This is a genomic window from Brevibacillus migulae, from assembly GCF_004521915.1.
Lineage (GTDB): Bacteria > Bacillota > Bacilli > Brevibacillales > Brevibacillaceae > Brevibacillus_F > Brevibacillus_F migulae.
Window position 1 is genome coordinate 1 of record NZ_SDKD01000034.1, and the last position, 25,921, is coordinate 25,921.

Below are 25,921 nucleotides of genomic sequence, written 5' to 3' on the forward strand. Positions count from 1 at the left end.
TCCTCTTGTTAGGTGTGTCTAACAATTGGGGTGCAGTTCATAACCGGCAGCTTTCGTCACATCACATTTATAATGGCGGTGAATAACGTATCGTCGACTTTAACCACCTGTTGTACGAAAAGATCCTTTTTCGGATAGCTTTCCCGATAATAATCCATAATCTTTTGTAGCTCTTTCCCCAAGTATTCGTCACGTTCTACGTAGAAGTCGGAGAAGATCTGCTCCATGACTACACCTCCCTCCACAGTATGCCCATTTCTGGCAAAAAACGAACATTCTGTTTCCCAGCGGTCTCGCCCCTCATGTATATACCTGCCAGCAACTAGTCACTCTAAAAGAAAAAAGGGGTGCTCCATCATGGCAAATCGCAAGCAAAGCAACCAGAATGAACCCAGTGTGGCTCCCGGCATGAATACGCATGATCAATTGGAGGAAAAAGCGAGCGAGCAGGAAGTTGCGAAGGGCGATTATACACCGGTTACTCGTGTGTTTGTCGATCGCACGCCCGATAGTTGACGGCCAGCATTCAGTCCCAGTAATTTGCCCCTGAGAGGAGGTTCCGCTGTACGTGCCTGAACATAAAACCGAATCCGAAGCGTCGATCGAACAAGTGCTTCATGCGGTCGAGGATACTCCTTTTGTTGATCAGGAATCTGACCCTTTTGATGCAAGCGATCAATCCCTTGGATCACCGCCTTCACAAGCAGATCAATAATTTTGTGCCAACCATAGTGGTGGGGGAAGGGAAGAACGGGCGGGGCTACGTTCTTGCCACACCCGCGAGGGAGTACATACTGTCCGGTTCCGCTTCCAAAAACGGTACGTCACGCAAAAGTTTCGAGGAAGCGTACTCATACGTAGAGGTTGCGCGACAAACGTGTACCGTTTTTGGAAGCTCCACCTCGGCAGGTGTGACAAAGACTCCGCCCGTCCCGTCCTTCCCTTCCTCACGTGGCGATTGTTCAAAATCTGAAAAGACGAAAGCCAAAAGTACCTGTACTCTCATCATCCGTGCATGAACAAATTCTCTTTATTACTTTCATGTTTTTATCGTTTTACTCTACTGCCGCGCCGGAAGGCATGTTTCAAAACGGAGCGCCTGCGAAGCCCATCTTAGCGGAGCAGCGAATCGCGGGAAAAAGGAGCGCAACGTGCCCACTCTTCGCAGCGGATGCTACTTTTGCTTCTCCCCCGCGATTCGCTGCGGAGCGGACAGTCTCCGCTTCCCAGTAGGACGTAGAATGAAGCGGAGTTTTGAAACATGCTCTCCCCCCACCGCAGCCTCATGTCCATAACATAAAAAAGCGCGATCTCTCAAAATGAGAAATCGCGCTATTGTCGCTCCAGAAGCAACTAATGGTACTTAGATATTGAACGTCATAATCCACATGGAGCCAGCAACGATCGTGAAAACGATCACCGCTCCGAGTATCAATGCCTGCACGTTATACCGTGGCTTTTCTCCTTCACGAATGTGCATGAAGAAGAACAATTGGACGAACAGCTGCAGGACCGCCATCACCATGATGGTGATCACCAGCGGCCCGCCGCTCATGACGTTGTTCATCACGAGCACCAGCGGAATAATGGTCAATACAATCGACAGGACAAAACCGATCACATAGGATTTCAACGAACCATGGTTCTCAGAATGTACATGATTGTCATGATGACTCATCTTACATCACCCCCATCAAATACACGACGGTGAACAGGAAGATCCACACGACGTCAAGGAAGTGCCAGTACAGGCTGAGATTGGTTACTTTTCGCTTGGTCACAGGCGTGATGCCGCGGCGTTTCAACTGGATCATGAGTGCAACCATCCAGAACAAACCAAGCGTAACGTGCAACCCGTGTGTACCAACCAATACATAGAAGGCAGAAAGGAAGGCGGAGGTCGAAATCGTCGCTCCCTCTCCCACCAAGTGTGCAAATTCATTCACTTCGAGCACTACGAAGGCTAGACCGAGAAGCGCTGTGACGATCAGCCAGCCGATCATTTGTTTTACGTTTCGTTTGTGCATCGCCAGTACCGCCAGACCGCTCGTGAAGCTGCTGGTCAGCAGGATAAAGGTGGAGGCGATAATGCCCGGCAGTTCAAACAATTCTTTTGCAGTAGGGCCGCCTGCGTAGTTGTGCATCAGCACGGCGTAAGTGGCAAACAACGTACCGAACAGCACGCAGTCTGTTACGACAAAGATCCAGAAACCAAGGACTTTCAGCTGCTCATGATGTTCATGCCCGTGGTCGTGATCATGCGCGTGACCGTGTTCATGGTGTGTCATCGCTTGTGCCATTAGACACCCCTCCCTAATGAAGCCTCCGTGCGTTTTATTTCGTCCACGGGGATGTAATAATCCGTATCGTAATCAAAGGAACGTGCCCACATGCAAGCTGCGACGCCGATCAACCCGATGACCGCCATCCATACCCATTCAAAGGTAAAACCGAAGCCCGCGATGAACCAGAAGCCGGACATGATAATCGGAATACCCGAGTTCTTTGGCATGTGAATCGGTTCCAGCTCGATCTTTTCTTCCTGGTACGTGCCATTTGCTTTTTCTTGCTTGATGCGCCACCAATCGTCCGCCTCTTTCACCCGCGGCTCGATCGCAAAGTTATACATCGGTGCAGGAGATGGAATCGACCACTCGAGTGTACGTCCGTTCCATGGGTCGCCAGTCTTGTCGCGCTCCCCATGTTTGATGCTGTAAGCGATTTGCCATACTTGGAAGATAAAGCCCGCCCCCATCAGGAAAGCACCGACTGTCGAGACGAGGTTCAACGGAGCCCAACCCATGTCCCAACCATACGTGTAATAACGACGGGTCATCCCCATGAAACCAAGCGCATATTGCGGCATGAAGCATACATAGAAGCCGATGTTCCACAGCCAAAAGCCCCATTTGCCCAGACGCTCATCCAGCTTGAAGCCGAACATTTTTGGCCACCAGTAGTAGATCCCTGCGAGGTAACCGAACACGACCCCACCGATCAGCACCTGATGGAAGTGAGCAATCAGGAAGTAGCTGTTGTGATATTGATAGTCCGCAGGAGCCACGGCCAGCATGACCCCTGTCGCTCCCCCTACGAGGAAGCAAGGAATGAATGCGATCGTCCACAGCATCGGCTGTTGGAACGAGATGCGTCCACGGAACATGGTAAACAGCCAGTTGAACACTTTTACCCCTGTCGGAATCGCAATCACCATCGTGGAGATCGCGAAAAAGGCGATAACGCTCGCGTCTGTCCCCATTGTGAAGAAGTGGTGAGCCCACGTAAAGAAGGAAGCGACGGCAATCGTCATCAAGGCAATGACCATGGACTTGTAACCGAAAATGACTTTCTTCGAGAACGTAGCCACGATCTCTGAAAAGATACCAAAAGCAGGCACGACGACGATATATACTTCCGGGTGTCCCCACATCCAGATGAGGTTGAGGTACATCATGGGATTCCCGCCGCCAGCCATCGTGAAGAAGTGGGCGCCAAGGAAACGGTCAATGAACAGAAGCGCCAGTGTTACAGTCAAGATCGGGAAAGCAAAGATGATCATGACACAGCTGGACAGAACAGACCAGCTAAACAATGGCATTTTCATCAACTTCATGCCAGGGGCACGCATCTTCAGGATCGTCACGAGGAAGTTAATCCCCGTTGCCAAACTACCGATACCCGAAATCTGGATCCCCCATATATAAAAGTTCTGACCGGGTCCAGGGCTAAACTCGATTCCCGATAATGGTGGATACGCAAGCCAACCGGTATCCGGCGAACCCCCGATTACGAATGAAATGTTGAACAGCATCGCACCAGCCATGAAAAGCCAAAAGCTCAAGGCGTTCAAGAATGGATACGCGACGTCGCGCGCACCGAGCTGCAGCGGTACCACGATGTTGAATAAGGCAAACATCATTGGCATCGCCATAAACAAAATCATAATCGTTCCATGCGTCGTAAATATCGCATTATAGTGATCCGAGTGAAGAAACTCGATATTCGGAAACGCGAGCTGCAAACGCATCAGCAGGGCGTCTACCCCACCGCGGAACAGCATCAACAGCGAAGCGATCAAGTACATGATCCCGATTTTCTTATGGTCAACGGTCGTCAGCCATTCGCGCCAGAGCCAACCCCATTTTTGATATTTCGTAAGGACAAAAACAATGGCGAACATGGTAAGGACGATGGATACGTCCGCACCGTAGATCAGCGGATCGCCGGTGACAAAGAATGTTGAGGCAAAAGACTTAATGTTCTCCCACATTTGTTTTTTCCTCCCTTCCTGTTAATTTGACGGACTCGTGCTTGGCATTTGATGGTGTGACGAGTGCTCAGACTGTACAGCATCCGTAGATTCATGGCCAGAATGGTCCATTCCTTCCATCGGATGTCCATGGCTGTATTTCGCCACGATTTCCTCAAACAAACCTTTCGGGAAGGACGAATACGTGATTTCTTCCGTCAATCCTGGTTCACGAAGTTTTTCATAATCTTCTTTGGTCATGGCGTCAGCCGACTGTTTCGTCTGCTGCACCCACTCCTCAAATTCAGCCTGAGGCTTCGCATTCACCGTAAACTGCATATGGGAGAAGCCTTCTCCCGAGAAGTTAGCACCTTTACCATGATAAGCACCCGGCTCATCTGCCTGTATCCATAGATCGGTGGTCATCCCTGCCATCGCATACACCTGTCCGGCAAGCTGCGGCACCCAGAAAGAGTTCATCGGCGCATCGGCAGACACTTTGAAATGAATCGGCACACCGACCGGAATTTCCAAATGGTTAACGGTTGCCACGCCTTGCTCTGGATACGTGAACATCCATTTCCAGTCAAGCGCTGTAACCTGAATCGTAATCGGCTTCACTTCTTTATTAGGCGACTCTTTCAGTGCGTAAACATCCCGCACGGTAAAGTAGCCAAGAAGCGCAATGATAATTACCGGAATCCCCCACCACACTACCTCCATTAGCGTATTGTGTGCCCACTCCGGCTTGTAGGGAGCCTTGTTGTCCGCGGTATCCCGATAACGATAGACGATAAATGCAGTGATCACCAAGACCGGGATAATCACGATACCGCACAGGATCGCAGAGATAATGATGAGATTGTACTGTGTTTCTGCTACGGGCCCTTTTGGGTTCAAGACAAGATATTCATTGCCGCACCCTGATAAAAGAATGCTGGCGACGATTCCCAGAATCCAGAAGAAGACCTTGTTTGGTAGCTTTCTTGCTCTCATGGATTAATACCCTCCTTCGGTCAGCAACATGCGTTTCCAACCGTCACGTTCGCCAATCGCAAACACTTTGTGATTTATGTCACTAACATAGCAGAGAACAAGCCACTTTGTGTGCCTTTTTTCACAACGTTCAAGATTCTGTTGTTTTTCTGTTACAAAGTGTTCACGAGGTGTTCATTAGTTGATCATAATTTTGTTACGGAGTTCCAAGCTTGCCAATAAGCCAATAGGATTGGTAAGGAAAAACAAAAAAGCCTTCTATGAGACATGGGTTGTCTCCAGAAGGCATTCGTTACACTTATTCGATTTACGCTTCCTGCTTTTTGATATGCAGCAGTCGAAATACGGTGCTAAGTAAGAAGATATTCATTCCTGCTATTAAAAATCCAATGGATGCCATCAAGCCGAAATTTTCTGCTCGGAAATCATTCAAGTTAATTGCGAACAAAAGTACACCGATGAGGGTGGCCGCCCAAGCGAACCATTTCAATGTGTCAGCTGCTTTTTGCTCGTTATTCATTACGCATGACCCCTGTCTTTTAACTTTCTATCGTGAACTTATTGTAACACAAAATTCACTTGTTGTTCATATTTTGGTCAAAATATTTTTGGAAAGTTGTCGATTTTAATTTTGGAAAACCCTTGACTTTTTTGATTGAACAAAAAAATAAAAGACCACAAGCTTTTTGCCCGTGGTCTTTTGCCCCATATTGTCAGGAGATTTTGGTAGTGCCCGGATAGAGTCCTGGGAACGATTTTTCTTCGGTGATCATGGTTGCCGGATACTGGTATACCTGAGGATCCCGTTCACAAATCCGCTCCCATGCCTCTACGCATTTCGGGTCAAAGTGGCTGCCTTTTTGCTCGTTCAGCATTTGCATGGCGCGCTCATGGGTCCATGCTTCCCGGTACGATCGGTTGGAAGTAACGGCATCATACACATCCGCCACCGCCACAATTCGTGCCAAAAGCGGAATGTCTTCCCCCTTCAGCTGATCCGGATAGCCCGTACCGTCCCATTTTTCATGGTGGGATCGGATAATATCCAGTTCATCTTTCATAAATCCAATGTTTCTGCACATGTCGTACCCTTTTACCGGATGCATCTGAATCGTCAGCCGTTCTTCCTCCGAGAGCCGTCCGGGTTTATTCAATATGTTGTCGCTGATATAGATTTTGCCCACATCATGAACGATCGCTCCCTGCGCCAATGCCCGCAGCTGTTCCGGAGGCAGCTCCATTTCTTCAGCCAATTTTAAAGCGTACATGGTGACTCGGAAATTATGGCCCGCCGTGTACCGGTCCTTGGTCTCCGTCGCCAGGATCAATGCTTTCACACTCGGGGAAACACTGCTTTTGATGCGCTCGATCGGGTCCGTTGTAAACAACGCTTTCAAGGCAAAGGTAAGCGATTTGCTTGCCACATACTGTTGGATGAGACCTCGCAGCATGGCCAGCATCGACAAGAGCAGCATGAAGTGGTACATCCACCAGCTAATCCGCCATACCTCTCCTTGATAGATAATCAATTGGGCTACGATGAAAAAGGCTGCACTGTATAAAATCGCGTTCTGCAACGGAAAACGAGAGTAGCGATAGGATTGATAGAAACGGTATATCGTAATGCCATTCAGGAAGATGATCAGGACCGTTATCGCTCCCTTCATCGGGCCACGGTTCAATGGAACGAAATCAGCCAGATGCGGGTTTATCATGCCGATGATTCCAAACACGCCAAGACCAATCGCCCAGACTGGCACTATATATCGTTGCCACCTGGAGAAGTAGGATACAAGTCTATGATCAGAAGGCAATGAAGAAAACCATAACCAGAGAGTAGCCATGAAGATGCTTAGCTGGGAAGCCATCCCCGAGAGGTGGTTTTGATGAAGGATAAGATTCGGCGTAGCCAATCCATGAACGACGAAAATCTCGGCTAAAGAGAGGAACGCCAATGCGAGGAAACTGACTTGGATATTGCGTGATCGACTGCCCGCCATGCCGACAGCTCCCGCAATCAACGTGGCAAAAAAAGCGACTGTTGTCACGATGTAAAAATGTCCTGTAGGTCCTTCGTACAAAATATCGAGTGTTGCATTCGATCTCACATATTCGAACAGCAAATATGGAATGATGATGGCAAGTGCTGGTCCAATCAAGCCACGGAATCCCATCTTCGGTTTTCTCCTTCGACAATGTTCTACTTTTTTCCTATTCTATCATAAAAGGAATCGAAGAGAGATTGCATTTCTTCTAGCAATCTTGTGCATAAAACAAGGGCACCCCTGTGATCGGGAGCGCCCTCCTATCTTAGCCAAATTTGGGTTCTTCAAAGTGAATATCATTGGTTGCCACAATTCTTACTCCCCTGCTCTCTTTCCCAATGCTGGGGCCGGCAGGATAATATTCATTCACGATCAGTTTTTGCGAACCGGCATATTTTTCTCTCGCCAGATTGGCTCTGCGGATCGCATCTTTCCGCTTCGAGCTTCTTTCCATTCGGTCTGCGGCTTCCAAGACTGCACGACTCCCACGCAAAGCGCTGGCGAGACGCACCCTTCTTTTCTTTTTAGAACTGATGAGTGGGCTGCTGTTTCGATTCATAGGTTTCAACACTCCTTTCTAGGAAAACGTTGAAGGTATTGATGATCGCCTTGTTCATCTCGGTAATTTCCACGAGCAAGCTGCTGTATGCTTCGGCAGGCACTTCATTTTCGGTAAGCAGATGAATCGTAAAGACATAGGTTTGCGCAATGGGAAAGCAAAATACATACTCATACTTTCCATCCAGAAATGCCTGCTCCTTCAATCCCATGACGCTCTTCATCGTGAGAAACGATTCCACCACATAGCTTTTGTGATCCGGAAATCGTTCGTTATGATCCAGCTTAAATCGATTTTCTTCATCCACGTCTCTAGCATAGCCGATCTGCACGAGTTCTTCCCCATCAATCGAGGTGAAACAGGTTGCCGCAGAAGGGATGAATCCTGGCGGCAGCTGGCATGACATCAAGAACGATTCGACGATCCGGTTAAATTTCACATCCAAATGCTTGGCATTTTTAATGAGAGCGTACAAAAAATTGGATTGAGAAGTCAATCGATTGTTTTTCATCATTATATCATTGCTATGTTTCGCAAAGCGACCCTCACGTCTCATGATTTCCATCAATTCTGTCGCAAAGGTACCAACCGCCGCTTGCAGGTTTCCATCGGTCCTTTTCTGGAATTCACCGGGAGTGATCCCCAGCAGATCCGTTGGAATATGTAATTCATGAAAATCCATCGGCTTCAGGAAAAACGCGCGATTCGGCCCCAATTTGCCCAAAGACAAGCCCAGCTCAAATATCACATTATCCCGTGCAGCCAGCAAGTCGCGGCCGCGATAAGCCAGCTGATCATCCGGCGTAAAAATAAACACGGCAAAATCCGTGTGATCCAATTGAGCCAACAGGCTTTGCAGCGCCGTCTGATTGATCTTGAATACGCCTTGATTCCATATGGTGACTTCTGCATCGTATTTGAGCTCCTGCTGCAGCGCCCTCGCGTAGGCTCTTCCTTCTACAGAGGATCCGATAAAAACCCTGGGCAACACGCGTGATTTTTGGGTAGTCACCATCCAATTTCCCCCTAGTTTGATATTTCCATTATACTATAAAATCTGGAAATTTCTAATGATTCCAAATGGATGGCAGCCATTCATGCGTGTGAGTAAAACAAAAAAACAGCAAGGAAAGGATGGCAGGCTTCCAAGCGTCGGTGGGGATCCGCTCATTGCAAATGCTTCTGCATCCGCCTGCTGACCGTAGCCGGGCTCACGCCGAGGATTTTTGCCACCTTCGCGGCCGTTCCGTATTTCTTCATCGCAAGCGAGATCAGCTGGGACTCGACTTGCTCTACCGCTTCCTTCAGGGGAATAATCTCTTGGACCATCGCTTTTTTCTCGGCTTCCTGATGCTGGTAGGCGTGGCCGTACAGATTGGCCCACAGCTGATCGGCGGTGATGTGCTCTCCTCTGGCTGTTACGATGCTCCGCTCCATGACATTCTGCAATTCTCTTACATTTCCCGGCCATTCATATTGCTGGAGCACGTCAAAAGCTTCGCTGCTTAGCTTTTTCCCCAGCCGATAGGCACGGTTGTATTGGTGCAGAAAGTGCATGGCCAATGGCACGATGTCCGCTTTCCGTTTTCGCAGCGGCGGAATCTCGATCGGAACCACATGCAAGCGATAGTAAAGATCCTCGCGAAACTTCCGGGCTCGTACCAGCGTGCGGATATCTTGATTTGTCGCTGCGACCACACGGATATCAACCGGGATCGTGCGGATTCCTCCAATGCGCATGATTTCTCTTTCTTGTAAGACACGCAGCAGCTTGACCTGCATACTGTATGGCAGATCGGCTATCTCATCCAGAAAAATGGTTCCCCGATTGGCGAGCTCAAAAAGCCCCGGTTTGCCCTTTTGATCGGCACCTGTGAACGCGCCCTTTTCGTACCCGAACAATTCGCTTTCCAACAGATTGGCCGGGATCGCGCCGCAGTTTACCCGAATGAACGGTTCTTCTCGCCGGTCACTGAAATGATGCAGCGCTTTGGCGAACACTTCTTTGCCTACGCCCGATTCTCCCATCAACAGTACGGTGGAACCAACCTTGGCAATATGCTTCAGCTCATCCACCAGCTGCTGCATGACGGCGGAACGATACACCAGCTGATGCGGAAGCTCTGTTCCATCCGATGATAGCCCCTCATGCTCATCAGGCAGCGTCTGCATCTCCTGCAAATCTTCTTGTATGGTTGGGCAGCGGCTGTGTTGCTGTTGTTCCAGACGGATGCGGATATCCTGTGAAGTGGCATAACCAACGATGCCGCCGTCGTCCGCCCGAGCGAGGAAGACATCATACGGCTGAGGATACGATAGAGGGGCAAAGGCCGACACCACGCAAAAAGCTTCCTTCCACTTGATCGGCTGATGAAGGTCTTGTACCGCCAGGATCTGCTTTAGCAGCGCTTCTTGATCGAGGTACCCGACTATTTTGCTTGAACAGTCTTGGATAAAGAGCAGCCTGCTCTCCTGTTCAGTAAATGACCGGAGAGCTGCAAGCAGCGAACTTTCCTTTGGCAGATAGGTGGGCATTGTATGCATTACGTCTTTCCACAAGAGCATAGGCATTCCCCCAACCGATCGTTTTGATTGAATTTTCAGATTACTCATAGTTTACCATTTGTCCGTCCACCTGCGAGGATGATTTTTTGGTGCAGGCAAAGCGAAAAGCTGACCCTTTCTCCTGGCCAGCTTGTTCTTCTTCATTCTTTTATACTTATATGCTTATTCGCTTACCCAACATTCCACGTTTTTGCGAGCGATTGGACCGTTATCCCCGCGGTTTGAAAGGCTGCATGAATCGCTTTCGCCAGCTCGACCGCTCCCGCAGTATCGCCATGGATGCAGATGGTGTCTGCCTGAACGGCCGCATCGTCGCCTTCGGGTGTGCGTACCAGCCCCTCTTTGACCATCCGTACGGCGCGTTCCGCCATTGCTTGCACATTCGTGATCGTCGGCCCGGTACGGGTGAGCACAATGGAACCATCCGCAGTATGCTCGCGGTCGGCATAAACCTCTCTTGCCACCGGGATGCCCATCTGCTCGCCGATTGCCTCTACGGCTGAACCATTCAGCGCAAAGACTACCATTTTTTCCGAGACGGCTGCTAATCCCTCCAAGATCGCCCGTGCGATTTTCTCATCGGACATGGCCATCATGTACAAGGCACCATGCGGTTTGCAGTGCTGCAGCTTGATCTGATAGAGGGAAGCAAACTCACGAAGCGCCCCCGTCTGATAGAGAATATAGTCTTTGATCTCATCGGGTGTGCAGGTCATATACCTGCGTCCAAAGCCAAGCATATCGGGAAATCCGGGATGGGCGCCAATCGCTACGCCATATTCACGCGCCAGCGCAACCGTACGCCGCATCACGTGAGGGTCCCCGGCATGAAAACCGCAGGCGATGTTGGCCGAGGAGATCAGCTGCATCATTTCCTCATCGTTTCCAAGTTGATAGAGACCAAAGCTTTCCCCCATGTCGCAATTGATGTCTACCTTCATGGCTCCCTCCCCGTTATTTCAAGGTCGCGATTTCTTGTCCGGCATCCACCATGCCTTCATTATCCACGACGAACTCGGCAACGATGCCGTCTTCCTCTGCTTTGACTTCATAAAAGTTTTTCATGACTTCGATCAGTCCGATGGTATCCCCCGCTTTGACCACATCCCCTTCTTGCACATATTCCGGCAAATCCTGACCCGGCCTGCGGTAAAAGATCCCCGGCAGCGGTGCCAAAATTGCTTTTTTCTCCCCCATATAGATGGCCTCCCCTCGTTTTATATCGCACTGGCAACCTGGCTCAACCGAGCTTGCACTTCACGTCTCGCTTCCAGAGCATCCGCTAACGTCACCGGGACGAAACGCACCTTTTCATTGGTTTTGATTTGCGCCATCCGGTCGAGGTCCGCGCTGATCACCGTCGCGATGGTCGCATAGCCGCCGCCAGTGACCGCATCATGCAGCAGGACGATTGGCTCCACGCCGTCTGGCACCTGGATGGAGCCGATGGGATAGCCCAAGTCGGTCACGTTGGAAGGATTGCTTCCGGCTCCAAAAGGCTGTTCGCGCTCCACAAACTGCAGGCGCTCCCCTCGGTGCCGATACCCCGTCCGATTCGCCTCTGGGGTGACAGTCCATTCCGTATTCAGGAAGGTCTGTTTGCTCTCATCGGTCAAGCGGTAGCTGCACAGTCCCATGACGACGCGGATTTCGTGCGAGCGGGAATAGGCGGGAATCAGCCGGGGATCGATTTGTGTGCCGACCGCGACCTCTTTCTCATGCATATCCGCCAGTTGCAGTCGGTCACCCGCTGCCAATGCCCTCCCCTCATACCCGCCAATCCCGATCAGCGTATACGTAGAGCGAGAATTCATCACCAGCGGTACATCGATGCCGCCTTCCACCGCCAGATAGACCCGCGCGCCAAGCTGGACAAAGTCAAATGACAGCTCATCGCCTTCCCGTACCTCCAGCGTCGTCCACATCGGCACGGGCTGGCCATTGATGCGCGGCGGGATCTGGCCTCCTGCCAGGCTGATCCGCATCCGTTTGCCGAATTGCAGCACAGGGCCGAGATATGTGATTTCCAGCACGGCCGCATTGGGATGGTTGCCGACGAGCAGATTGGCCACGGTAAACGCATATTTGTCCATCGCTCCTGACGGCGGCATGCCGATTTCATAGAAACCAATGCGTCCTTTGTCCTGCACGGTTGTTTGCAATCCCGGTTTGATCACGCTAATCATGGTACAACCTCCCCAGCGCCATTTCCGCAAACGCTTCCGGATCCGCCAGCACTTCGCTCGGCGTAAAGCTGATTTCCTTCTTGTGATAAACAAAGCTGCCATCCTCTACCTGTGCCCGGACTTGATCATACTCATCCCGTGTGATGCTGCGATAGCGGAAGATGTCGCCCTGCTTCGGAAACACGATGGAGTCCTGGAAATCGGCAAGCGTCTGCTCTTTTTGGTAGATTGGCGCCGGCGCAATGCCGAAAAGCTGATAGCCGCCAGCCCCTTGCACGGGATAAATGACGGAGAAGGCGCCGCCAAAGCCAAAGGCCCGCTCCGGTGTATAGGTGCGTGGACGGACATACTTCGGCACTTCGATCTGCTTTTCGCGTCGCACCATCTGAAAGCACCAGGGCAGGCCTGGCACAAAGCCGATCATGGAAACGAGAAAGGGAGCGCTCGTCATCGCTTCGATAAACGCTTCCTTGCTGGAATAGCCGTTGATCTTGGCGGAATACTCCAGATCCGTGGAGTCTGGCGCCTGATGCCGGTCACGAAAACGCATCAAGGCTTCGTGCGTCCACGGGTCCTCAAAATACACCGGGACATCCACCAGACGCGAGGTAATCACGATGTCATCGAGCTCCTCCACCGCATGCTCGATCTGCTGCAGTTCTTTCATGAGCAAGTCAGGAGAGAGAACATCCGGGTCAAAGCGCACCATGTAAGAAGCGTTGGAAGGACATATATCGAGAATCCCCTCCAGCTCTCTCCCCTTTAATTGACGTGTGATCGCCATCCCTTTGAAATTGGCCTCAAGGCTCATGGCTTCCGAGAGCTGCACAAAAATAAACTCATCTCCGCCGTATTCGTACCGTGTCTCCAAGTGCCCCACTACCTTCACCTCCGTCAAATCGCAAAACGCTGTTTCCACTGTTCAAAAGCACATCCCCGTTTCATCGTCCATGGCTGCGCAGCTGAAAAGGCGTTGCCGCTGCCGCCGCCTGATGAATCGCGACTGTATCCCGTAAAAGCCCGCCTTTGTGGCCGTTTCGGATGGCCAGCACCTCTGTAATGATGCTGAAAGCGATCTCCTCTGCCGTCTCCGCCCCGATATCCAGCCCGACCGGATTGTGCAGATGGGCCAGCCGTTCCGCTTCCCAGACATGGCCCGTTGTCTCGAGGGAGCGCAAAAGCCGTTCACACCGTCTGCGCGGACCCAGCATGCCGATGTAGCTGCTGGATGATGACAGCGCATGGGCGAGAGCAGCCCGATCGCGCTCCAGATGATGATTCATGATGACGATATAGGTCCGGGCATGGATCGGGATCTCATCAGCGGCGAGGCAAGGGTCGAGCAGGAGTCTGTTTGCCCCTGGAAAGCGCTCCTCCGTGTTATAGGCGGGACGAGGGTCTACGACGGTGACGGACATTCCGAGCTGGCTGCCCATTCTGGCCAAAGGCAGCGCATCGTGCCCAGCACCGAAGATCATCAGTTCGATCGGCGGCATATACACATCCAGAAACAGCCGAGCCGCGCTTCCGTCAGGTCGCTCCACTGCATAGTTGCCTGCTTTTGCTCGCTGCCGGGCAAACATTTCACGCCCCCGTTCCAGTGCGAAACGATTCCACGCTCGATCACCGACATTACCGATAGGAAGACCGTTTTCCGGGATGAACATCCTGCGCTGCGGGGACATTTCCTTATTCATGTGATCATCAAGCAAGGTGGCGAGAACCGCCGGACGTCCTTCGCCAATTGCCGTGAGCCATTGAAACAGAGCGGGATCTTCCTCTTGTTGCAGCGGGATCGGCTCAATCGCGATTTCGACCGTTCCGGGACAGCCCAGCCCAAGCCCCCAGACCAGGTCCTCATCCATCACATACGGTTTGATCATGGGCTTTCCCGTCTCCATCACCTGCAAGGCTGTTTCCGCGACATCGGCTTCCAGACATCCCCCGGAGATCGTCCCGATCGTACAGCCCGTCTCGTCGATCCACATCTTGGCTCCTTCGCGCCGATAAGCTGAGCCCACCACGCTGACGACGGTCGCCAGTGCGGACCTTTTCCCGACTGCTTGGCTTGCTTGGATTGCTTCCACTATTTCACGCAGCTCCTGCATCGTTTCACCGCCTCGACTGTGATGAATATAAAGGAAGGAACAGGCCCATCCTCCCTTCCACAGAATGGGCCTTTTAAAAAACTTCAAGAGAAGCCCCTTCGAAGAAGGTGGAGTCCTTCTGTAGAGGAAGTTTTTCATGCTGTATCAGGTTGGTTCGTCATGAAGTTTATCCTTTCTGATACAGCTGAAAATGACGTTTGCATCGTCAAAGCAGCAGGTCTCGCAGGGCACGCTCCGTATAGACACTGCACAAATGACGGCGATACTCCTCAGAGGCAAAATGATCGCTGCCAATCTCTCCGTCTTCCGCTGCGAGGAGTGCCGCTTCCCTGATGGTTTCCTCCGTCGGCAGTTGTCCCTGCAGCTTTTGCTCGACCGCCACACAGTGATAAGCAACATCGGCGACGCCATTGATGGCGATGCGGATGAATTCAACCGCGCCGTCCGGATCTTTCGCAGCGATCGCACATACCCCGACCACTGCATAGCCGGAAGCGGGGTGCGCATATTTCAGATAGGTGCTCTTCGCATGAGCAGGTGGAATCAAAAACGAAACAGAGGTCAGGATGCTTGTATCCGGCAAAGCGGTCACCAATGGCCCCAAAAAGAAACCATCTACCGACGCTATTTCCGCACCGTCCTCTCCCTGTATCTCGAGCATCGCATCCAAGGCAAGCGCCACAGCAGGCAGATCAGCGGCCGGATCCGCGTGGGCCAGATTGCCTCCGATCGTTCCGCGATTGCGGACCTGCAAGTCCCCGATTTGCCCCGCCGCCTTGGCCAGCACAGGGAGATGCTCCTGCACCAGCGGATGGCTGTGTACCTCACGATGGGTGGTCAACGCCCCGATGACCAGGCGGTTTTCTGCCTTGCGCACACCGCGCAGCTCGGAAAGATGGCCGATATCGATCAACGTGCTGGGGGTAGTCAACCGAAACTTCATCAACGGGATCAAGCTGTGTCCTCCTGCAAGCAGCTTCCCTTCTCCGTTGCTCTCGTGCAGCAGACGGATCGCCTCGTCAATCGACTCTGCCCGTACATACGAAAACTGATTCGGGATCATTGCTTCTCCCTCCCGTTTTGAATGGCGCGCCACACCTTTTGCGGAGTGAGCGGCATATCCAGATTTTTCACACCAAACGGCTTCAACGCGTCCATGACCGCATTGACGACGGCTGGAGGCGCTGCGGTAGTTCCGGTTTCCCCTACGCCCTTTGCCCCCAATGGGTTTACAGGCGACAGCGTTTCGGTAAAGGCCGATTCGATCATGGGGAAGAATCGGGCTTTTGGCATGGTATAGTCCATGAAAGTCCCCGAGAGCAGCTGGCCGTTTTCGTCATAGACCGCTCCCTCCCACAGCGCTTGACCGACGCCTTGGGCGATGCCGCCATGCACCTGCCCTTCCGCCAAGAGCGGATTGATCACCCGTCCCACATCATCGACCGCGATATACCGCATCAGGAAGACTTCTCCGGTCTGGGCATCTACTTCCACTACGCAAATATGGGTGCCAAACGGATACACAAAGTTCGCTGGGTCAAAGAACGATTGCCCTTCCAGCGACGGCTCCACACCCGGCGGCAGATTCCAGGCAAAGTTGGCTGACTTGGCGATTTCCTGGAACGTCCGCTGTCTGTCCGGGTCTCCTTTGACCCGAAAGATGCCTGCTGTAAAGTCGATCTCTTCCACCGTGGTCTCCAGCTCATGCGCAGCGATTTTCTTCGCCTTTTCCACCACGCGATCCGCAGCGATGGAGACGGCTGCTCCGCCCACGGCAGTAGCACGTGAGCCATAGGTTCCCCAGCCCATCGACACGCTTTGGGTATCGCTGTGTACCAGCTCGATGTCTTCGATCGGAATGCCCAGCTTTTCAGCGACGACCTGTGAAAAAGAGGTTGCCGTCCCTTGGCCGTGCGGAGAAGTGCCTGTAAAGACCGTTACTTTTCCGCTCGGATGGACTCGCACGGTACTGTTTTCCCAGACTCCCCCCTGGAAACCGATCGCGCCCGCTACCGCTGACGGGCCAAAGCCGCACAGCTCCACATACGTCGAAAAGCCGATACCCACCAGCCTGCCCTGGGCACGCAATTCTTCCTGCTCTTCCCGCAGCGCTTGGTAATCCAACATTTCCAAAGCCTTGTCTAGCGTCAGATGGTAATCGCCGCTGTCGTAGGTGACCCCCATCGCGTTTCCGTAGGGGAAAGCTTCTTTTGGCACAAAGTTGATCCGCCGCACCTCTACCGGATCCATCCCGATCTTGTCTGCGAACAGGTCGATGGCCCGCTCGATCTGATAGGTCGCTTCCGGCTTGCCCGCCCCGCGATAGGCATCCGTCGGTGTCGTATTCGTATACACGCCATAAGTGACAACGGCCGCCTGCGGAATCTTGTAAGCACCCGTGACCATCAAGCCAAAATCGATCGTCGGACAGCCGGCGCCGAAAGTGGACAGATAGGCCCCCAAATTGGCGGTATTTTTCACGCGGAGCGCAGTCAGCGTCCCGTCAGTTTTTCCTGCCAACTCAACCTCGATCACTTCATCGCGTCCATGAGTCGTCGCCTGAAAATGCTCCTTGCGCTCCTCCACCCATTTCACCGGACATTTCAATTCGCGGGCAGCGCAGGCGACCACCGCTTCCTCGGAATACGTCGCGATCTTGGAGCCGAAGCCTCCGCCCACATCGGGTGCGATGATGCGCAGCTTCGATTCGGGGATACCTAGCACATCGGCATAGATCATCCGATGAATATGCGGATTTTGCGAGGTGCACCAGATGGTCATTTCTCCGCCGCCCGGATTGTACTGCGCTACTGCGGCGCGCGTTTCCATCGGATTCGGCACGACCCGCTGGTTATAGAAACGTTCTTTGATCACGACCTCTGCCTGCTCAAAGACTTCATCCGGGATCTCTCCCGCCTTCCACAGGAGCGCGAGGTTGCCCGGGACATCGTCAAACAGCTGCGGAGCGCCCTCTTGCATGGCCTGCTCCTGCTGGACGGCTGCGGAAAGAACCTCATAGTCCACCTCGATCAAGTCAAGCGCATCCTTGGCGACATACCGGTCCTTTGCCACGACAAACGCGATCGTCTCACCGACATAACGCACTTTGTCTGCCGCCAATGCCGGGCGATCCTTTGGCTTCAACTCACAACCGGGCAAAAACCACATGGCGGGAACGGCTTTCATCTTATCCGCCAGCTCGGCTGCCGTGAAAACAGCCGCGACTCCGGGAAAAGCTCTGGCTTTGCTCGCATCGATCCGCTTGATCACGGCATGGGCATGCGGGCTGCGTAAAAACGTGCCGTACAGCATCCCCGGCAGCTTGATGTCATCGGTAAAATAGCCGTTGCCGGTGATGAGCCGCGGATCTTCCTTGCGCTTTACAGGACTGCCAATCATCCCTGCCATCGTTACCGTCCCTCCCCGATTTGCAGCGCATTGCCTGTTTCCGTCTCATCCACAGCCATGAGCTGGGCCGCATGCTTCACCGCCTCGACGATGAATTGGTAACCCGTACAGCGGCAAATCACTCCTTCCAGCGCATCGCGGATTTCTTCCTCGCTTGGATTCGGATTTTGCTGCAGCAATCCGATCGAGGCGATCATGACGCCAGGCGTGCAAAAGCCGCATTGCAATCCATGCTTTTCCCAAAAGCTTTGCTGGATCGGGTGCAGATTGCCGACCTCGCCGAGTCCCTCGACCGTGGTCACCTGACAGCCCGCTGCCTGCACCGCCAGCATCGTGCATGATTTGACGGCCTCCCCATTCACCATGACTGTACAGGCCCCGCACTGACTGGTGTCACAGCCGATATGGGTCCCGGTCAGATTGAGCGTTTCACGCAAAAAGTGAACAAGCAGCATGCGCGGCTCCACTTCTGCGCTGTAAGCTTTGCCGTTTACGGTTACCGAAACTTCCACCTTTTTCGCCATCCTCACACCTCCACGAATCGAACGTTTAGCTTTCGTCTGCGATTTGCTTCATTTCTGCTTCTGCTGACTTGAAAAACTGCCCGAGAACCAATTTGGCGACCCCGCCCATGACGCGCTGCCCGACGGAAGCCATCACTCCTGTTACGACCACCTCCGTACGGCAGCTGACCACTACCCCTCGCTCCTCCTCTTTCAGATGCATATGGGCGGTAGCGTCGATTTCACCCGGCATTCCCTTGCCTTTCATCAACAGGCGGTAGTAGGACGGCTCTTCCTGACTGTCCATCTGCACCTGACCGGTAAATAATCCTTTTATCGGCCCGACGCTCAATCCCATCTCGACGTGGTATACATCCTCCTGCGTGCGAACAAACGATTTGCAGCCGGGAATCGACTTCTTCAGCACCTCCTCATCCTGGATCAGCTTCCAGACGGCCTCCAGCGGGATGTCGAATACATGGGCGTACTCAATTTGCACGTGACTCTCTCCTTTGTGTTGAGGTGACGATGCGGCGAACCTTTGCGCAACGTTTACTAATTGTTATGCTTGTAAGAAGCAATTCTTGTGCCATGCCTTTCTTGTCTTTTTTGTTTATCTAGCAAGAAAACGAGCATGCACGCCGTTGCAATTTTGAAAGAACCCTTTCAGTTTTGAAACAGGGGGAAAAGAAAAAGGACGGCCGCGATAGGCCACCCCTGATCTCCTGCCGGCAGATGCTTCCCGCAAATTCCTTGCGATATGTCTGCACGAGGTTGCTATAATGAATGATGAGGAAACATCCTACTTCACAGCGAGGTGCACTCCCTTGAATTCCTTGCCGATTCCTTCTCTGCTGCAGCTCTTTCAGGAGCTTTATCCGGTGCAAGCTTCGATAGCCGTTTCAGATGTGAACCAATATACGTATTACCAACCCAGCAAGTTTGTCCAATTGCCGATTCAGCCAGGGGATCAGATTATCGAAGGCAGTCTGACCTACCAGGCGTTGACAGCCCAGAAGAAAATTGCCGATGCGATTGGCCCCCATGTTTTCGGGGTTCCTTACTACGGCATGTCCGTGCCTGTGTTTGAACAAGGACAAGCTACGGGCTGCATCACCGTGATCCTGCCTTCGAAGCCTGCACAGCTTTCCTTTTTGACCGTGAAAACGGAGGATCGCTGGGCTCCCGTACGCTTTGAGCATATTGTGTATCTGGAATCCCAGCAGCGAAAAACCTTCGTCAAATCGGAAAAGGCCACGGGCTTGCACAAGTGCAATCTGAGCGAGCTGGAATTTCTACTGCCGCCTGAGCAATTTATCCGTGTTCACCGGTCTTATATCGTCAATGTGAACTATATCCGGGAAATTCAGCCTGACTCCCATTCCACCTTTCTCTTGATCATGAAGGATCAGACCAAAATTCCGGTGAGCCAAAGCTATGCCAGCCTGTTTCGCCGGGCACTGCTTTTTTGAATTCGCTGCTTCATGTCGAGTTTTCGCTGGAACATTCCTTTTTTAAGGCTTTTCATGCAAAACCAAATGAGCCCTCTCTTCATCATTGCTAGAATAATGAAAAAAGGAATGAAGAGGGGATGTTCATGTCTCAGCATCTATCAGAACGCCTTCGCGATCATCGCTTACAACATAAAATCGTGTCTGCGGAAGAAGCAGCCGCTTGGATTACAGATGGCATGACATTGGGCTTAAGCGGATTTACACGCGCCGGAGATGCCAAAGCGGTACCGATGGCATTGGCTGCCCGCGCCGAGGATAAGCCCTTCAAAGTGAATGTATATACGGGAGCGTCACTCGGCTCCGATATTGATAAAGTCATGGCGGAAGTCGGAATGATTCATAAGCGTCTTCCTTTTCAAGCGGATGCCACCATGCGCAAAAAGATCAATCAGGGCGAGATGCTGTTTGTCGACCAGCACCTGTCCCATACGGCTGAAGCGATTCGCGCTGATATTCTTGGACCTATTGATTACGCGATCGTGGAAGCGGTTTCAGTCACCGAAGACGGGATGATCATTCCGACGACCTCCGTGGGTAATTCGGCCATCTTTGTGGAAAAGGCGAACGCCGTCATCGTGGAATTGAATCTGTCCCAGCCGCTGGCGCTGGAAGGCACCCATGACATCTATGAAGCAGGCCCGCAGGGAAGCCGCGGCCCGATCCCGCTTACCAGCGTGGATGACCGCATCGGTGACCTCGGGATTCGCGTCCACCCTGACAAAATCAAAGGGATCGTGATCACCGACTCGACCGATTCCCCTTCGACCATCGTCCAGCCCGATGAAGAAACAGCGATCATGGCAAATCACCTGATCTCGTTTTTGCGTAATGAAATCAGCGCCGGCAGACTCACGCACAGCTTGGCTCCCCTGCAATCCGGGATTGGCTCCGTCGCCAATGCGGTGCTGCACGGATTGTTGGACTCTGAGTTTCACGATCTGGAGGTCTATTCCGAAGTGCTGCAGGATGCCGTCTTTGATCTGCTGGATGCCGGCAAGGTGCGCTTTGCTTCCGGCTGTTCGATTACGCTGTCAGCCGACAAAATGGAAGCGGTCTTTTCACAGTTTGAAAAGTACCGCGATCGTATCGTGCTGCGTCCGCAAGAGATTTCCAATCATCCCGAGCTGATTCGCCGCATGGGTCTGATTTCCATCAATACGGCTCTCGAGGTCGATATTTACGGCAATATCAACTCCACCCATGTGACCGGCACCCACATGATGAACGGGATCGGCGGCTCCGGCGATTTCGCCCGCAATTCACGCATCGCGATCTTCGTGACGAAATCGATTGCCAAAAACGGCCATATTTCCAGCATCGTGCCTTTTGTCTCGCACGTTGACCATACCGAGCATGACGTCGATGTCATCGTGACCGAACAAGGCTACGTGGACTTGCGCGGACTGGCTCCCAAAGAGCGTGCGCCGTTGATCATTGAACGCTGTGCGCATCCGTCCTACCGTCAGCAGCTGCTGGATTATTATGAAGCGGCCTGTAAAAATGGCGGACAAACTCCGCACGACCTGCAAAAAGCGTTTTCGTTCCATACGAATTATTTGCAGCATGGAACGATGCTTGAAACTGTGCGTGTGTAGCTTTTCTAAAACTTCCATCTAGCATTCGATTGCCCGGAGTATCTTTTTCACTCCGGGCTGTTTTTTCGTGAGCCCACTGCTCGTCATCCCGATCCGGTTGAGGAGGATTAGTCGTATCGGGTTCCGTCCCCATGCGGAAGGTGCCCAGCGCTTGCCATCCAGATTTTTCCACGTCGGCATTTGGCCGAAGTCTTTTGCTTGGGAAAATGAAAAGGAGCCCGCCCCATCATGCGGAAGGCCCCTGTCGTTTCTGCTTTTTCTATTGCTTCAAATGCTGTATTCAACCAGCGCACTGCAGATCTGATCCTCCACAGCTTTCAGATCATCCGTGTCTCCCGCATAGCCGTTGCACATGATGGAAAAAATCAGCGTTTCTCCCGCCAAGGTAGCCAAGTATCCGGATAAGCCGCTGACTGCATTCAGCGTGCCGGTTTTGGCTTGCACCCGCTGAAATGCCGGGCTTTCTTCCTTCATGCGGGAGGCTAGGGTGCCATCTACTCCAGCGACCGGAAGCGAGTGCAGAAACGGTTCGAACTCCTTTTTGCTCCTCATCCCTTCGAGCACAGTGACCATTTGCCGGGGAGAAAACAGATTGTATACGCTCAAGCCCGACCCATCCCGCTGTTCAAACGGCCCGGCCATACCCAACTCCGTCACCGTCTCCCGGACCACCTGCAATCCTGCTGCCGCACTGCCTTCTCCTTTTTTGACCGCTCCGATTGTCTTCAAGAGCATTTCCGCATAGTGATTGTCGCTGACTTTATTGAGATGGGTTACCAGTGTATGCAAAGGGGCAGAAGAGAACGAAGCCAGGTGCGTATTTTCCGCAGACGCTCTGCCTGTGCGTACTCGACTTTCCGGCAAAAAAGAAATGCCCGCTTCCTCCAGCCTTTCTTTCAGGACATGGCCCGCATAGATTGCCGGCTCCTCGACAGTGATGCATTCGGCTGCCGCTTCTGACATTGGCAGGTTTCCTGTGATGCGAATGACATTTTTGGCACGCTCTCGTTTGATTTGCAGCGTATTGGGCTCCCCTGCCGCTACTGTCTTGGCCTGCAGCACCAGCTTCACATAGGAAGTGGAAGGCGTCACGGTCACTTCGATCTCGTCGCCCACAGCAGTACCCGCCCGACACTCCACCTGCACCACGCCGCGATTCAGGGACAATGCAGCGGTCTGTGCGCTGTAATACTCCGATTCATATTCCGAGGCCCATCCTTCTCCCAGCCGTTGGTCGTCAAAGCAGGTCTCGTCCACAACAAGATTTCCCTGAATATGCCTGATGTTTTTCTGCAGGAGCGACTCTACGATCTCCCCTATCGATACACCCTCATGGACCTGCAGCGGAGGCCCGGAATGAATCGATGGGTCTCCGTATCCTTTTAGGTACAAATCGCCTTGCAGCACGCCATCCGATTGCAGCACCCCCTGATAGGAAAGCTCGGTGTGAAAGCGGAAATCCGGGCCAAGCTGAAGCAGTGCGCTGATCGACGTCACGATTTTCGTATTGGAAGCAGGTGTAAACAATCTGTCTGCATCATGCGCGTATAGAATGGACTGATCCGCAGCACGGTCAAGCGATTTGACCAGCACTCCGATGGTAGCGCCTTTTCGTTCGAGCCTGGTGATGAGCGAATCGATTTGTTCAACAGATTGGTCAGGCATCCAGGGTTCACCTCTTCGCGGGAAATGGTTTTCAGTTCACTATTCTCTAAATTATCTGTGAATATACCATTTTTACGAAGTATATGCTTGAATAAGTTGTCGAAGGCCTTTTTTACTATCACCAGCGAACAAGCCACCATGGTAACAAATCAGATGCTCGATATCATAGTCCAGCAATCGTTCAACAGAGCGGATCGCTTCCTCCAGGTCCAAAGCGTACTGGGGATTGGCGATCTCCAGCTTTCCTTGCTCGATCACGACGGCATCAGCGGCGATGAGCGTTTTGCTGGCTGGCAGATACAAGGAAATATGTCCGGGCATATGACCGGGTGTATGCACAATCTCGATGCCGCCGCACCATGGGAGATGCTCCTGATGGGTCACTGTCCGGTCGACCTGCGCTGGCTCGATTGATTGCAGGAAACGGATGAATTGTTCGGCATGTGGCTTTGCTTCAGCTGGCAGCATATCGAGTGAGGCCTCTGCTTGTTCCAGCCGTAAAGACTTTTTCTCGCCGGAGATGTAGGGGGCTTCTATTTCGTGGGCGACCACTTCGATGTGGGAATACATCCGTTTCAATGCGGCGAGCGAACCCATATGGTCCATATCATGATGGGTGACGATACATTTTGTGAGCGAAGCGAGATCGATGTGATGCTGCTTCATCGCTTCCCGTAGAAGTCCGATAAAATCCGGGTAGCCGCAGTCGACGAGAATGGTATCGTGCTCGTCTTGCAGGACGACGGGCGTGATGATCTGCTTTTGGCCGTTATAGTCAAATTCGATATTGAGCAGATGGACATTTTTCATACTTGTTCCTCCACTTAGGCGATTCATGATTTTGCGACCCTTGATGGTCTTCCAATCCGCGCCATGCCAATTGCCAGGAAGGAATGGAACGGAAACTCACCTCAAAGGTCCCCTTGTTTTCCAGGTTATTCCTAGATCTTCGCTATCATTTCAATGTTCACTCCACTCCTTGTTATCCCATCATCATAGCAAGATTCTCCCTTTTCTTCCATGGTCATGCCCATACGAAAAGCGCGCTTTCTCCATAAGAGAAACCGCGTCGTCGTATCCACTATGCCTGCACGCTGCCGTCACTCGTTTTCCAGGGCTTGATTGAACCGCAAAACGATTAAAGGCTTTCTTCTTCTCCATTTTTGATTGCGAGCTTTCAGCCACTCGTTTACCTGGCCGATCTCAAAAACATACCTGTACCCTGAATCAAGAAAGGGCAGTCCGGCTTGTATTTGCCGATACAGCGTACGGCGGGACCACCCCAAGTAGGTAATCAGTTCACTGCTTGAAAGGACTCTCGCATTGACATCGATTGTAAATGCCAACAACGTCATTCCCTCCTTTTCTTGATGATTCACCGAATGATGAAAGCGGGGCTAAGTAACGACCGGAGAATTACTCCAAGGTAAACGCTGCCTGAGGAATGTATCTTTTTGCCTGAAAAAGGAGACGGATTTTCTCTTGAAACGTCCGTGGAAAAAGAGCCAGTGCTTCCCGCATTTCCGCACTTTCGATGCTTTTTCGCTTCAATGGGGGGGCAGTAAATAAGTATTGATTGAGAAGCCTTTCATAGAACGGGAGATAGGGTCGAATCTGATAATCCTGATAATGGTCATGCAGCTTTTTCCATTCCACGATCTTCCGTGGTTCAATGTCGCTGAAGTACCAAAACTCCGCCTCCTTCCCGTGAAAAGCGGCCAGATCTTGAAAATATGATAGACTGGTTGTACGATTATGCTCTTCGAAAAGGATCAAAAGGTTAATCTCGGGCAAACCATGTAGATCATTCCTTTCAAAAGCAGAACGTACATACAGAAACGTGTGCTTGTCATCTACGATCAGCACGCTGTTCTTTTCTTGCACCTTGATCACATGGTACACAAACGGGTCAGAAGCAACGGTACAACCCAGATCCTCATAGGTAAGGTTCAGCTTTCGTAAAATCAGCTGCATCCTTGGTTTCCCAAGCAATTCCTGATCTCGGAACAATTGATAGGATCGATGAGGGATCCTTGCCTTCATGCCCTCTTTCTTCTCTTGCAGCTCTTTGAAAAAGCGGTCGATTGGCTCGATCAGTTTCCAATCGCGCCTTACTTCTTCCAGATGATTTTGGTAGTACTCCTTCGCCATTTTGGGATGCCACGAATCCGGCAATTGGGCATACTCCATCATGGTAGAAGAAGCATTCATCAATTCCGGATGACTCCGGATCATCCGGTAACAACGATATATTCTCGTTTCGTTGCATAAAAGTTTTCGTGAGATGACGGGACGAAGCATCCCCTCCGATTCAAGCTTTTTGATTTCCTGCGCGAAAATAGCCCACCCGCCATATTCACTGCCTGCTTTCATTTTGATGTAAGTCTCCATGTCTCTTGTATCAATCAAGATCCTGTGCTGCTTGTTTAGGAAATCGATCAGCATTTGACGCATAGCTTCGGTCCTCTTCCCCATGATTTCGGTCGACGCTAAGAACAAATGCGACCAAGCTCTGTCTTTCGCGCCAT

General features: G+C 52.0%; 27 protein-coding genes. 4 read left to right on the plus strand and 23 right to left on the minus strand.

Translation table 11 applies throughout. The features are described 5' to 3' along the window. Positions 1-56 precede the first annotated feature (56 nt). Positions 57-227 (minus strand): hypothetical protein, encoded by a 171-nt coding sequence (locus EIZ37_RS26175; RefSeq protein ID WP_167569107.1) that lies wholly within the window; start codon positions 225-227, stop codon positions 57-59. A gap of 130 nt (positions 228-357) precedes the next feature. On the opposite strand from EIZ37_RS26175, the gene EIZ37_RS26180 reads away from it, so the two are divergent. Together EIZ37_RS26180 and EIZ37_RS26185 are read left to right on the plus strand one after the other, a co-directional pair. Next, positions 358-516: a hypothetical protein gene (locus EIZ37_RS26180; protein ID WP_167569108.1), complete on the plus strand. Its 159-nt coding sequence runs from the start codon at positions 358-360 to the stop codon at positions 514-516. Positions 517-568: 52 nt separating this feature from the next. Continuing rightward, positions 569-715, plus strand: a complete 147-nt coding sequence (locus tag EIZ37_RS26185; RefSeq protein ID WP_167569109.1) for a hypothetical protein — start codon at positions 569-571, stop codon at positions 713-715. Between the two features lie 648 nt (positions 716-1,363). Here the strand turns inward: EIZ37_RS26185 and cyoD are convergent. The 18 genes from cyoD to EIZ37_RS23890 all read right to left on the minus strand — a co-directional run bounded on the left by cyoD (position 1,364) and on the right by EIZ37_RS23890 (position 19,118). Continuing rightward, a complete protein-coding gene (cyoD, locus tag EIZ37_RS23805) occupies positions 1,364-1,678 on the minus strand; it encodes a cytochrome o ubiquinol oxidase subunit IV (RefSeq protein ID WP_134687258.1) in 315 nt (104 codons plus the stop codon). A gap of 1 nt (position 1,679) precedes the next feature. After that, complete coding sequence (gene cyoC / locus EIZ37_RS23810; RefSeq protein ID WP_134687259.1) at positions 1,680-2,300, minus strand: cytochrome o ubiquinol oxidase subunit III; 621 nt, start codon at positions 2,298-2,300, stop codon at positions 1,680-1,682. Continuing rightward, the gene (locus EIZ37_RS23815; protein WP_134687260.1) at positions 2,300-4,270 is read right to left on the minus strand and encodes a cbb3-type cytochrome c oxidase subunit I; all 1,971 of its coding nucleotides are present in this window, start codon (positions 4,268-4,270) and stop codon (positions 2,300-2,302) included. The genes cyoC and EIZ37_RS23815 overlap by 1 nt, the downstream gene beginning before the upstream one ends. A 21-nt stretch (positions 4,271-4,291) precedes the next feature. Beyond that, positions 4,292-5,245, minus strand: a complete 954-nt coding sequence (locus EIZ37_RS23820; RefSeq protein ID WP_134687261.1) for a ubiquinol oxidase subunit II — start codon at positions 5,243-5,245, stop codon at positions 4,292-4,294. Positions 5,246-5,552: 307 nt separating this feature from the next. Next, positions 5,553-5,765 carry a hypothetical protein gene (locus tag EIZ37_RS23825; RefSeq protein ID WP_134687262.1) on the minus strand — a complete coding sequence of 71 codons (213 nt, stop codon included), beginning with the start codon at positions 5,763-5,765 and terminating at the stop codon, positions 5,553-5,555. A gap of 193 nt (positions 5,766-5,958) precedes the next feature. Then, positions 5,959-7,419, minus strand: a complete 1,461-nt coding sequence (locus EIZ37_RS23830) for an HD-GYP domain-containing protein (protein ID WP_134687263.1) — start codon at positions 7,417-7,419, stop codon at positions 5,959-5,961. Between the two features lie 136 nt (positions 7,420-7,555). Further along, positions 7,556-7,849, minus strand: coding sequence for a hypothetical protein (locus EIZ37_RS23835; protein WP_134687264.1), 294 nt, complete (start codon positions 7,847-7,849; stop codon positions 7,556-7,558). Beyond that, positions 7,815-8,864 carry a TIR domain-containing protein gene (locus EIZ37_RS23840; protein WP_134687265.1) on the minus strand — a complete coding sequence of 350 codons (1,050 nt, stop codon included), beginning with the start codon at positions 8,862-8,864 and terminating at the stop codon, positions 7,815-7,817. The genes EIZ37_RS23835 and EIZ37_RS23840 overlap by 35 nt, the downstream gene beginning before the upstream one ends. Before the next feature lie 152 nt (positions 8,865-9,016). Then, complete coding sequence (locus EIZ37_RS23845; protein ID WP_134687266.1) at positions 9,017-10,414, minus strand: sigma-54 interaction domain-containing protein; 1,398 nt, start codon at positions 10,412-10,414, stop codon at positions 9,017-9,019. Positions 10,415-10,584: 170 nt separating this feature from the next. Further along, on the minus strand, positions 10,585-11,355 hold the full coding sequence (locus EIZ37_RS23850; protein ID WP_134687267.1) for a LamB/YcsF family protein: 771 nt from the start codon (positions 11,353-11,355) through the stop codon (positions 10,585-10,587). Positions 11,356-11,368: 13 nt separating this feature from the next. After that, on the minus strand, positions 11,369-11,611 hold the full coding sequence (locus EIZ37_RS23855) for an acetyl-CoA carboxylase (RefSeq protein WP_134687268.1): 243 nt from the start codon (positions 11,609-11,611) through the stop codon (positions 11,369-11,371). Between the two features lie 20 nt (positions 11,612-11,631). Further along, the gene (locus EIZ37_RS23860; RefSeq protein WP_134687269.1) at positions 11,632-12,600 is read right to left on the minus strand and encodes a 5-oxoprolinase subunit C family protein; all 969 of its coding nucleotides are present in this window, start codon (positions 12,598-12,600) and stop codon (positions 11,632-11,634) included. After that, complete coding sequence (locus EIZ37_RS23865; RefSeq protein ID WP_328591380.1) at positions 12,593-13,519, minus strand: 5-oxoprolinase subunit B family protein; 927 nt, start codon at positions 13,517-13,519, stop codon at positions 12,593-12,595. The genes EIZ37_RS23860 and EIZ37_RS23865 overlap by 8 nt, the downstream gene beginning before the upstream one ends. 22 nt (positions 13,520-13,541) lie before the next feature. Then, positions 13,542-14,708, minus strand: coding sequence for an XdhC family protein (locus tag EIZ37_RS23870; RefSeq protein WP_134687270.1), 1,167 nt, complete (start codon positions 14,706-14,708; stop codon positions 13,542-13,544). 205 nt (positions 14,709-14,913) lie between these two features. Then, the gene (locus EIZ37_RS23875) at positions 14,914-15,771 is read right to left on the minus strand and encodes an FAD binding domain-containing protein (RefSeq protein WP_134687271.1); all 858 of its coding nucleotides are present in this window, start codon (positions 15,769-15,771) and stop codon (positions 14,914-14,916) included. After that, positions 15,768-18,116, minus strand: a complete 2,349-nt coding sequence (locus tag EIZ37_RS23880) for a xanthine dehydrogenase family protein molybdopterin-binding subunit (RefSeq protein WP_134687272.1) — start codon at positions 18,114-18,116, stop codon at positions 15,768-15,770. The genes EIZ37_RS23875 and EIZ37_RS23880 overlap by 4 nt, the downstream gene beginning before the upstream one ends. A 2-nt stretch (positions 18,117-18,118) precedes the next feature. After that, complete coding sequence (locus EIZ37_RS23885; protein WP_134687273.1) at positions 18,119-18,640, minus strand: (2Fe-2S)-binding protein; 522 nt, start codon at positions 18,638-18,640, stop codon at positions 18,119-18,121. 25 nt (positions 18,641-18,665) lie between these two features. After that, positions 18,666-19,118 (minus strand): CoxG family protein, encoded by a 453-nt coding sequence (locus EIZ37_RS23890; protein ID WP_134687274.1) that lies wholly within the window; start codon positions 19,116-19,118, stop codon positions 18,666-18,668. Positions 19,119-19,401: 283 nt separating this feature from the next. Here EIZ37_RS23890 and EIZ37_RS23895 point away from each other — a divergent pair, with 283 nt between their 5' ends. Continuing rightward, the gene (locus EIZ37_RS23895; RefSeq protein WP_134687275.1) at positions 19,402-20,091 is read left to right on the plus strand and encodes a LytTR family DNA-binding domain-containing protein; all 690 of its coding nucleotides are present in this window, start codon (positions 19,402-19,404) and stop codon (positions 20,089-20,091) included. A gap of 125 nt (positions 20,092-20,216) precedes the next feature. Beyond that, entirely contained in the window at positions 20,217-21,728 is a 1,512-nt protein-coding gene (locus tag EIZ37_RS23900) for an acetyl-CoA hydrolase/transferase family protein (protein WP_134687276.1), read from the plus strand. A gap of 267 nt (positions 21,729-21,995) precedes the next feature. Here the strand turns inward: EIZ37_RS23900 and dacB are convergent, their stop codons facing one another. The 4 genes from dacB to EIZ37_RS23920 form a co-directional block, all read right to left on the minus strand. After that, the gene (gene dacB / locus EIZ37_RS23905) at positions 21,996-23,393 is read right to left on the minus strand and encodes a D-alanyl-D-alanine carboxypeptidase/D-alanyl-D-alanine endopeptidase (RefSeq protein WP_134687277.1); all 1,398 of its coding nucleotides are present in this window, start codon (positions 23,391-23,393) and stop codon (positions 21,996-21,998) included. Positions 23,394-23,465: 72 nt separating this feature from the next. Beyond that, the gene (locus tag EIZ37_RS23910) at positions 23,466-24,203 is read right to left on the minus strand and encodes an MBL fold metallo-hydrolase (protein WP_134687278.1); all 738 of its coding nucleotides are present in this window, start codon (positions 24,201-24,203) and stop codon (positions 23,466-23,468) included. A gap of 290 nt (positions 24,204-24,493) precedes the next feature. Beyond that, positions 24,494-24,742 carry a MerR family transcriptional regulator gene (locus EIZ37_RS23915; RefSeq protein ID WP_134687279.1) on the minus strand — a complete coding sequence of 83 codons (249 nt, stop codon included), beginning with the start codon at positions 24,740-24,742 and terminating at the stop codon, positions 24,494-24,496. Positions 24,743-24,809: 67 nt separating this feature from the next. Beyond that, positions 24,810-25,847: a hypothetical protein gene (locus EIZ37_RS23920; RefSeq protein ID WP_134687280.1), complete on the minus strand. Its 1,038-nt coding sequence runs from the start codon at positions 25,845-25,847 to the stop codon at positions 24,810-24,812. Between the last annotated feature and the right edge of the window lie 74 nt (positions 25,848-25,921).

What these genes read in the sequence shown, in the direction of transcription:
- EIZ37_RS23855 (WP_134687268.1), bottom strand. Translation starts at nt 11,611, where the DNA reads ATGGGGGAGAAAAAAGCAATTTTGGCACCGCTGCCGGGGATCTTTTAC.
- EIZ37_RS23815 (WP_134687260.1), bottom strand. Translation starts at nt 4,270, where the DNA reads ATGTGGGAGAACATTAAGTCTTTTGCCTCAACATTCTTTGTCACCGGC.
- EIZ37_RS23820 (WP_134687261.1), bottom strand. Translation starts at nt 5,245, where the DNA reads ATGAGAGCAAGAAAGCTACCAAACAAGGTCTTCTTCTGGATTCTGGGA.
- EIZ37_RS23825 (WP_134687262.1), bottom strand. Translation starts at nt 5,765, where the DNA reads ATGAATAACGAGCAAAAAGCAGCTGACACATTGAAATGGTTCGCTTGG.
- EIZ37_RS23885 (WP_134687273.1), bottom strand. Translation starts at nt 18,640, where the DNA reads ATGGCGAAAAAGGTGGAAGTTTCGGTAACCGTAAACGGCAAAGCTTAC.
- EIZ37_RS23900 (WP_134687276.1), top strand. Translation starts at nt 20,217, where the DNA reads ATGTCTCAGCATCTATCAGAACGCCTTCGCGATCATCGCTTACAACAT.
- EIZ37_RS23920 (WP_134687280.1), bottom strand. Translation starts at nt 25,847, where the DNA reads ATGCGTCAAATGCTGATCGATTTCCTAAACAAGCAGCACAGGATCTTG.
- EIZ37_RS23875 (WP_134687271.1), bottom strand. Translation starts at nt 15,771, where the DNA reads ATGATCCCGAATCAGTTTTCGTATGTACGGGCAGAGTCGATTGACGAG.
- EIZ37_RS23835 (WP_134687264.1), bottom strand. Translation starts at nt 7,849, where the DNA reads ATGAATCGAAACAGCAGCCCACTCATCAGTTCTAAAAAGAAAAGAAGG.
- EIZ37_RS23860 (WP_134687269.1), bottom strand. Translation starts at nt 12,600, where the DNA reads ATGATTAGCGTGATCAAACCGGGATTGCAAACAACCGTGCAGGACAAA.
- dacB (WP_134687277.1), bottom strand. Translation starts at nt 23,393, where the DNA reads ATGCCTGACCAATCTGTTGAACAAATCGATTCGCTCATCACCAGGCTC.
- EIZ37_RS23850 (WP_134687267.1), bottom strand. Translation starts at nt 11,355, where the DNA reads ATGAAGGTAGACATCAATTGCGACATGGGGGAAAGCTTTGGTCTCTAT.
- EIZ37_RS23880 (WP_134687272.1), bottom strand. Translation starts at nt 18,116, where the DNA reads ATGGCAGGGATGATTGGCAGTCCTGTAAAGCGCAAGGAAGATCCGCGG.
- EIZ37_RS23910 (WP_134687278.1), bottom strand. Translation starts at nt 24,203, where the DNA reads ATGAAAAATGTCCATCTGCTCAATATCGAATTTGACTATAACGGCCAA.
- EIZ37_RS26175 (WP_167569107.1), bottom strand. Translation starts at nt 227, where the DNA reads ATGGAGCAGATCTTCTCCGACTTCTACGTAGAACGTGACGAATACTTG.
- EIZ37_RS26180 (WP_167569108.1), top strand. Translation starts at nt 358, where the DNA reads ATGGCAAATCGCAAGCAAAGCAACCAGAATGAACCCAGTGTGGCTCCC.
- EIZ37_RS23845 (WP_134687266.1), bottom strand. Translation starts at nt 10,414, where the DNA reads ATGCTCTTGTGGAAAGACGTAATGCATACAATGCCCACCTATCTGCCA.
- EIZ37_RS23870 (WP_134687270.1), bottom strand. Translation starts at nt 14,708, where the DNA reads ATGCAGGAGCTGCGTGAAATAGTGGAAGCAATCCAAGCAAGCCAAGCA.
- EIZ37_RS23830 (WP_134687263.1), bottom strand. Translation starts at nt 7,419, where the DNA reads ATGGGATTCCGTGGCTTGATTGGACCAGCACTTGCCATCATCATTCCA.
- EIZ37_RS23895 (WP_134687275.1), top strand. Translation starts at nt 19,402, where the DNA reads ATGAATGATGAGGAAACATCCTACTTCACAGCGAGGTGCACTCCCTTG.
- cyoD (WP_134687258.1), bottom strand. Translation starts at nt 1,678, where the DNA reads ATGAGTCATCATGACAATCATGTACATTCTGAGAACCATGGTTCGTTG.
- EIZ37_RS23840 (WP_134687265.1), bottom strand. Translation starts at nt 8,864, where the DNA reads ATGGTGACTACCCAAAAATCACGCGTGTTGCCCAGGGTTTTTATCGGA.
- cyoC (WP_134687259.1), bottom strand. Translation starts at nt 2,300, where the DNA reads ATGGCACAAGCGATGACACACCATGAACACGGTCACGCGCATGATCAC.